The organism is Streptomyces anatolicus (genome assembly GCF_019400875.1).
Classification (GTDB): Bacteria; Actinomycetota; Actinomycetes; order Streptomycetales; family Streptomycetaceae; genus Streptomyces; species Streptomyces anatolicus.
Genome location: NZ_WMBF01000329.1, coordinates 1 through 7,062, shown reverse-complemented (window position 1 = coordinate 7,062; position 7,062 = coordinate 1). Strand labels below are relative to the sequence as shown.

At 71.1% G+C, this 7,062-nt stretch carries 5 protein-coding genes and 1 pseudogene; 2 read left to right on the top strand and 4 right to left on the bottom strand.

Annotated elements, in window-relative coordinates; genetic code table 11:
* The first annotated feature begins 54 nt into the window (after positions 1-54).
* Both GKQ77_RS23850 and GKQ77_RS23845 read left to right on the top strand, forming a co-directional pair.
* Positions 55-1,605, top strand: a complete 1,551-nt coding sequence (locus GKQ77_RS23850) for an alpha/beta hydrolase (protein ID WP_219690982.1) — start codon at positions 55-57, stop codon at positions 1,603-1,605.
* A gap of 82 nt (positions 1,606-1,687) precedes the next feature.
* Positions 1,688-3,217: an alpha/beta hydrolase gene (locus GKQ77_RS23845; RefSeq protein ID WP_219690981.1), complete on the top strand. Its 1,530-nt coding sequence runs from the start codon at positions 1,688-1,690 to the stop codon at positions 3,215-3,217.
* 55 nt (positions 3,218-3,272) lie between these two features.
* Here the strand turns inward: GKQ77_RS23845 and moeZ are convergent, their stop codons facing one another.
* The 4 genes and pseudogenes from moeZ to GKQ77_RS23825 all read right to left on the bottom strand — a co-directional run.
* Positions 3,273-4,451 carry an adenylyltransferase/sulfurtransferase MoeZ gene (gene moeZ, locus GKQ77_RS23840; RefSeq protein ID WP_219690980.1) on the bottom strand — a complete coding sequence of 393 codons (1,179 nt, stop codon included), beginning with the start codon at positions 4,449-4,451 and terminating at the stop codon, positions 3,273-3,275.
* 63 nt (positions 4,452-4,514) lie between these two features.
* Positions 4,515-5,264: a spherulation-specific family 4 protein gene (locus GKQ77_RS23835; RefSeq protein WP_219690979.1), complete on the bottom strand. Its 750-nt coding sequence runs from the start codon at positions 5,262-5,264 to the stop codon at positions 4,515-4,517.
* Positions 5,252-6,202 (bottom strand): NAD-dependent epimerase/dehydratase family protein, encoded by a 951-nt coding sequence (locus tag GKQ77_RS23830; protein ID WP_219690978.1) that lies wholly within the window; start codon positions 6,200-6,202, stop codon positions 5,252-5,254. Before GKQ77_RS23830 ends, GKQ77_RS23835 begins: the two co-directional genes overlap by 13 nt.
* Before the next feature lie 150 nt (positions 6,203-6,352).
* A pseudogene (locus GKQ77_RS23825) lies at positions 6,353-7,062 on the bottom strand (hypothetical protein); the annotation flags it as partial.

Sequence of the window (7,062 nt, the reverse complement as noted above, 5' to 3'; positions counted from 1 at the left end):
CCCACACGGCCCGCGCCCCGAGCGCCCCGTCAGGACCCCCCGCAGGATGGGCACATGCCCTCACAGTCCCAGCCACGCGCCCGTGCCCTGGCCGCCGCCACCCTGCTCCTGTCCGCCACGCTCGCGGCGTGCGGCGGCGACGGCGACTCCAAGGACGAGGACCTGTCGGCCCAGAAGCTGAACTGGAAGGACTGCCCCGCTCCCGCCGACTCCGAGGGCGGGGGCGAGGCGCCCTCGCCGCTGCCCGGCGGCGCCGAGTGGCAGTGCGCCACCATGAAGGCCCCTCTCGACTGGGCGGAGCCGAAGGGCGACACGATCGGCATCGCGCTGATCAAGGCCGCCGCGAGCGGCGACAAGGACGACCGCATCGGCTCCCTCGTCTTCAACTTCGGCGGCCCCGGCGGCTCGGGCGTCACCACGCTGCCCGCCTTCGGTTCGGACTACGCCAAGCTGCGCTCCCGCTACGACCTGGTGAGCTTCGACCCGCGCGGAGTCGGCCGCAGCGCGGGAATCGAATGCGAGGACGACGAACAGCTCGACGAGTACTTCCAGCAGGACTCCACCCCCGACGACGAAGCCGAGAAGAAGAAGCTGGTCGAGAACGTCAAGGCGTTCAACAGCGCCTGCGACAAGAACTCCGGCAAGACGCTCCCCCACGTCCGCACCACCGACGCGGCCCGCGACATGGATCTGATGCGCCAGGTCCTCGGCGACGACAAGCTGCACTACTTCGGCATCTCGTACGGCACCGAACTCGGCGGCGTCTACGCACACTTGTTCCCCGAGAAGGTGGGCAGGGCCGTCTTCGACGCGGTCGTCGACCCCACCGAGACCCTGGGGGAGGGCTCGCTCGGCCAGGCCAAGGGGTTCCAGCTCGCGCTCGACAACTTCGCGAAGGACTGCACCTCCAAGGTCGAGGACTGCCCGCTCGGCGACACCGAGAAGGACGTCAAGGACAGGATCGCGACGTTCCTCGAAGACCTGGACAGCAAGCCGGTCCCGGGCCTCCCGCCCCGCGACCTGACCCAGACCGCGGCCACCAACGGCATCCTGCAAGCCCTGTACTCAAAGGACTTCTGGCCATACCTCACCCAAGGTCTCGAAGAGGCGTACGACGGTGACGGCAGGATCCTGATGGCGCTCTCGGACTCGATGAACGGACGCGACGAGGACGGCGAGTACAGCAACATCCAGGCCGCCAACGTCGCCATCAACTGCGCCGACGACAAGGCGCGCTACTCCACGCGGTACGTCGAGGAGAAGCTGCCCGCCTTCCGCAAGGCGTCGCCGCTGTTCGGCGACTACCTGGCCTGGGGCATGGTCGGCTGCACCGACTGGGCCGTCGCGGGCCAGGCCGACCACCCGGACGTCGGCGCCGCGGGCGCGCCGCCCATCGTCGTCATCGGCAACACCGGCGACCCGGCCACCCCCTACGAGGGCGCCCGCAAGATGGCGCAGGCCCTCGGCAAGGGCGTCGGCGTCGAGGTGACGTACAAGGGCGAGGGCCATGGGGCGTACGACAGCAAGAACACGTGCGTGCGCGACGCGGTGGACGGCTATCTCCTCGACGGCGACGTCCCGAAGACCGGAACCGTCTGCTCCTGATCCCTCGAACGGCCCACCCCGGTCACTGTCAGTGGTCCCGCCTACTATGGCTTGACTGTCTTCCAAGGGGGGAAGCGCCTTCATGCAGCGTTATGTACGGTCCGCGGCACTGGCCGCCGCGGGAATTCTGGTGGCGGGGCTCGCCGTCGGCTGCGACGGTTCCTCCGACGACGGCAAGAGCCGGGGGAAGCAGGACGAGAAGGGCGCCGGCAAGGGCCTCGCCGCCCAGAAGCTCGACTGGGACCGCTGCGAGGCTCCCAAAGGCGGCTCCGCGCCGGGCTCCGGCTGGCAGTGCGCCACGCTCAAGGTCCCCTTGGACTACGCGAAGCCGGACGGCGAGACGATCGGCATCGCCCTGATCCGCGGCAAGTCCACCGGCAAGGGCGACCGCATCGGCTCCCTCGTCTTCAACTTCGGCGGCCCCGGCGGTTCGGGCGTCTCCGGGCTGCCGTCCTTCGCCGACATGTACGGCTCGCTGCGCGAGCGGTACGACCTGGTGAGCTTCGACCCGCGCGGCGTCGGCGCCAGCGAGGGCCTGCGCTGCCGTGACGACAAGGCGACCCAGGCCGCCGAGGAGAAGGTCGACCTCACGCCGGACACCCCGGCCGAGGAGAAGGCGTACTTCCAGGACGCGGCGGAGTTCGGGGCGGGCTGCGCGCGCGGCGCGAAGAAGCTCATCGGCCATGTGTCGACCGTCGAGGCCGCCCGTGACATGGACCTCATGCGCCAGGTCCTCGGCGACGACAAGCTGCACTACATGGGCATCTCGTACGGCACCGAGCTGGGTGGTACGTACGCGCACCTGTTCCCCAAGCGCGTCGGCCGCCTCGCCATGGACGCGGTCGTCGACCCCAGCGCGGACGCGGTCGGCCACGCGGAGAACCAGGCGCGGGGCTTCCAGCGCGCCCTCGAGAACTACTTCAAGTCCCGCGGCCAGGACCCCAAGGCGGGCGCCGCGAAGATAGCGAAGCTCTTCGACCGGCTCGACGACGAACCGATGCGCACGTCGGGCGACCGGAAGCTGACCGAGTCCCTGGCGAGCACCGGCATCCTGGTCACGCTGTACAGCAAGCAGACCTGGCCCATGCTCACCCGTGGCCTCCAGGACGCCGAGAAGGGCGACGGCTCGACCCTGCTCCAGCTCGCCGACGCGTACAACGAACGCGACCCCTCCGGCCGGTACAGCACGCAGAGCCACGCGCAGCGGGCGATCTCCTGCCTGGACGCCAAGGCGCGGTCCACTCCGGAGGAGGCCAAGAAGCGGCTGGACCGGTTCCGCGAGATCTCGCCGGTCTTCGGGAAGTTCCTGGCCTGGGACACGGCGGGCTGGTGCCACGAGTGGCCGGTGGCCGGTCTGCACGACTCCCCCGAGGTGAGCGCCCCGGGCGCGGCCCCGATCCTGGTCATCGGCAACACCGGCGACCCGGCGACCCCCTACGAGGGCGCCCGCAAGATGGCGGACGAGCTGGGCAAGGGCGTGGGCGTCCACATGACCTGGAAGGGCGAGGGCCATGGCGCGTACGGCAACGGCAGCGACTGCGTGGACGACACGGTCGACGACTACCTGCTGAACGGCAAGGCCCCGAAGGACGGCAAGGTCTGCGAGTCCTGACCGCACATGACGAAGGCCCCGCACCGGATGGTGCGGGGCCTTTCGCCTGATGGACCTAGTAGACCGGCTTCTCGGGCTCGATCTGGTGGACCCAGCCGATCACGCCGCCGCCCACGTGCACCGCGTCCGAGAAACCCGCCGACTTCAGGACGGCGAGGACTTCCGCACTGCGGACACCCGTCTTGCAGTGCAGGACGATCTTCTTGTCCTGCGGCAGGCTCTCCAGGGCGGTGCCCATGAGGAACTCGTTCTTGGGGATCAGCTTGGCGCCGGGGATCGAGACGATCTCGTACTCGTTGATCTCGCGGACGTCGATGATCTCGATGTTCTCGCCCTCGTCGATCCACTCCTTGAGCTGCTTGGGAGTGATCGTCGAGCCGGCCGCCGCCTCCTGGGCCTCCTCGGAGACGACGCCGCAGAAGGCCTCGTAGTCGATGAGTTCGGTGACGGTGGGGTTCTCGCCGCAGACCGCGCAGTCGGGGTCCTTGCGGACCTTGACCTGGCGGTACTGCATCTCCAGGGCGTCGTAGATCATCAGGCGGCCGACCAGCGGCTCACCCGTGCCCGTGAGGACCTTGATCGCCTCGGTGACCTGGATGGAGCCGATCGACGCGCACAGCACGCCGAGCACGCCGCCCTCGGCGCAGGAGGGGACCATGCCGGGCGGCGGCGGCTCGGGGTAGAGGCAGCGGTAGCAGGGGCCGTGCTCGGACCAGAAGACCGACGCCTGGCCGTCGAAGCGGTAGATGGAGCCCCACACGTACGGCTTGTTGAGGAGCACGCACGCGTCGTTGACCAGGTAGCGCGTCGCGAAGTTGTCCGTGCCGTCGACGATCAGGTCGTACTGACCGAAGATCTCCATCACGTTGTCGGCCTCGAGCCGCTCTTCGTGGAGGATCACGTTCACGTACGGGTTGATGCCGAGGACCGAGTCCTTCGCGGACTGCGCCTTCGAGCGGCCGATGTCCGCCTGGCTGTGGATGATCTGCCGCTGGAGGTTGGACTCGTCGACCTCGTCGAACTCGACGATGCCGAGCGTGCCGACACCGGCCGCGGCCAGGTACATCAGCGCCGGGGACCCGAGGCCACCGGCGCCGACACACAGCACCTTGGCGTTCTTCAGCCGCTTCTGCCCGTCCATCCCGACATCCGGGATGATCAGGTGGCGGGAGTACCTGCGGACCTCGTCGACGGTGAGCTCAGAGGCGGGCTCGACCAGGGGTGGCAGCGACACGGGGACTCCGTTGGTCGTTATTTCGGAACGGTTGTTCTCTCCGTAACACTGCCACGCCCCTCTTCATTCCGAGACACCCGTTCCGATACGCGAGACGATTTCGTCCCAGTAACCGGGCAGGCACTCCCAGGGGTCCCCCGCGCCCGCCCCGTCCACCCGGTCGGTGAAGTAGATCGTCGAGGCGCCCTGCCAGCGGGCGATGCGCAACGCCTCCTCCAGGTGCCCGCGCGGCATGCCGTGCACGAAGTGGCAGAAGCGGTCGGGCGGATAGTCGGCCGTCCACTCCGCCACCTGTGACCAGCGGTAATCGCTCCAGGAGCCCGAGAAGGTCACCAACTGGTCGCCCGTTTCGGCATATCCGGGGTACGGATGCGTCCCGTGGCCGAGCACGATGTGCGCGTGGTCGACGAGGGCGCGCAGCGTGGTGACGGTCCTGTGCACCTCCGGGAGGGCGGTCCGCTCCGTGGGACAGCGGTCCAGCGAGAAGCCGTCGACCTGGTACCAGTCGAGGAAGCGGTGCGCGTCGGAGACGAGTTCCCCGAAAGGGCGTGCGCCGTAGCGCGCGTCGAGGTGGCCGAGCACGCGGACGCCCGCGTTCCGCAGGCGTCCCGCCGCTTCCAGGCAGTGCGGGTCGGGCCGATCGCCCGGCCCGTTCGCGACATTCAGGACAACCCACTTCAAAGGGGTGCCCGGCCGGGTGAGTTCGCCCCATTCGACGGGGGCGACGAGCGGGTGGGCGAAGCCGGGGATGCCGAATCCGGTGCGTACGCCGGTGTCGGCAGCGCCCTTTGTGGTTCTGGTCAGATGCGGCACGCGGCCTCCATCCAGATGTCGGCGAGTGACTCTTCGAGGTTGATGCGGGGCCGCCAGCCGAGCCGGTCGCGTGCGGTGCGCACATCGGCCTGCTGCCAGCTGCCGCAGCCGTCCGGGTAGGGGTACGCGGTCGGGGCGTGCTCCGCTTCACCGCGGGGGTGGCCGATGGCGGCCCGTACGGGGACCTGGTCGAGTTCGTGCAGGGCGCCGCCGTATCCGGCGACGCGGGCGAGCACGGCGGCCGCGTCGCGCAGCCGCACGGCACGGCCCGCGCCGATGTTCACGATGCCCTGGGCGGCGGAGAGCGAGGCCGCGTGCACGGCCCGCGCCACATCGCGTACGTCGACGAAGTCCCGCTGCACACCGAGGCCGCCGAGCTTCAGCTCGCCGTCGCCCGCCTGCATCGCGCGCCGCATGGCCTCGGCGAGCCGCCCGAGCGGTGACCCGGCGGGCGTGCCGGGCCCGGCGGGCGAGAAGACCCGCAGGACGACAGCGTCGAGGCCGGAGCCGAGCACGAGTTCGGTCGCGGCGAGCTTGCTGACGCCGTAGGGCCCGCCGGGCCTCGGCACGGCGTCCTCCGCGGTGGAGGAGCCCGGCTGGCTCGGTCCGTACTCGGCGCCGCAGCCGAGCTGCACGAGCCGCGCCCCGCAGCCGCTGCGGCGCAGGGCCTCGCAGATGGTGGCGACGGCGACGGTGTTGTGCCGGGTCAGCTCGCGGGCTCCGCCGCGGGTGGCGCCGGCACAGTTGATGACGACGCCCGGGTGAACGGCGTCCAGGAAGCGCGTGAGCGCGCCCGGGCTGCCGCTGGCGAGGTCGAACCGTACGTCCGAGTCGTCGCCGCGGCCGAGGGCGGTGAGCTGCACCGCGGGGTCGGCGAGCAGCCGGTCTGCGACGAACCGGCCGAGGTATCCGTTGGCTCCGATCAGCAGCACCCTCATCGGGCGCCTCCCGGGGTGGCCGCTCGGAGGCGGAGACGGCTGCGGGTGGTCATCTGGTGTTCTCCTTCGAGGTGTTGCCGTGGGTCACGGGGTCAGGCCCGCGGTGTCGGCCCCGCGGGAGAGTGGTCGTGTCGGTCTGTGGGAAGCGGCTTACGTCGCGGCGACGGGGCCGGCGTGGGCCGAGGCCAGGGTCAGGGTCCTGGCCGCGTGGATCAGGAGGGCGAGGGCGGCGGCCCCGCACGCGGTGGCGGGGACGATGCCGGGGCCCCAGGTGTCGACGGCCGCCGTGACGGGTGCCGCCAGCGCGTCACAGCCCGGCAGGCGCCCCGCGAACACCAGGGCGAGCGCCGCCACTTCGCAGGTCCCGGCGGCGCCGAGGAGCAGGGCGGGGGCGCGGCTGAAGCCGTACACGCCGAGGAGCCGGGCGAGCAGCAGCAGGGCGCCCAGAGCGCCGGCCCCGGCGAGTGGCGTGGGGCTGCCGGGGCTGCCGGGGCTGCCGGACAGCGCGTCCGTCACGGCGTCCGTCACCGCCTGCGCCGTCGCGAGTGACGCCCCGAGGGCGGTGAGGAAGAGCGCGAGGACGCCGAGCAGCAGCGGCCTTACGGAGGCGGCGAATTCATCGAGTCCTCGGCTGGCCCCGAGCCGCCCCTTTGCCCGTACGGCGAAGAGCCGGGCGCACCAGGTCGCGGGGGCGACGGCGAGGGCGAGGCCGAGGGCGGCGGCGACGGCGGGCTCCCAGAGGTCGCCGGGGCCGTCGGGGCCGCCCGCGACGGCGCTCCGCAGCACTCCGTCGCCGAGCAGGGCGTACGCGATGAGCCAGCACGGCCACGCGCGCGTGGCGGGTGTCAGGGGGGTGGGGG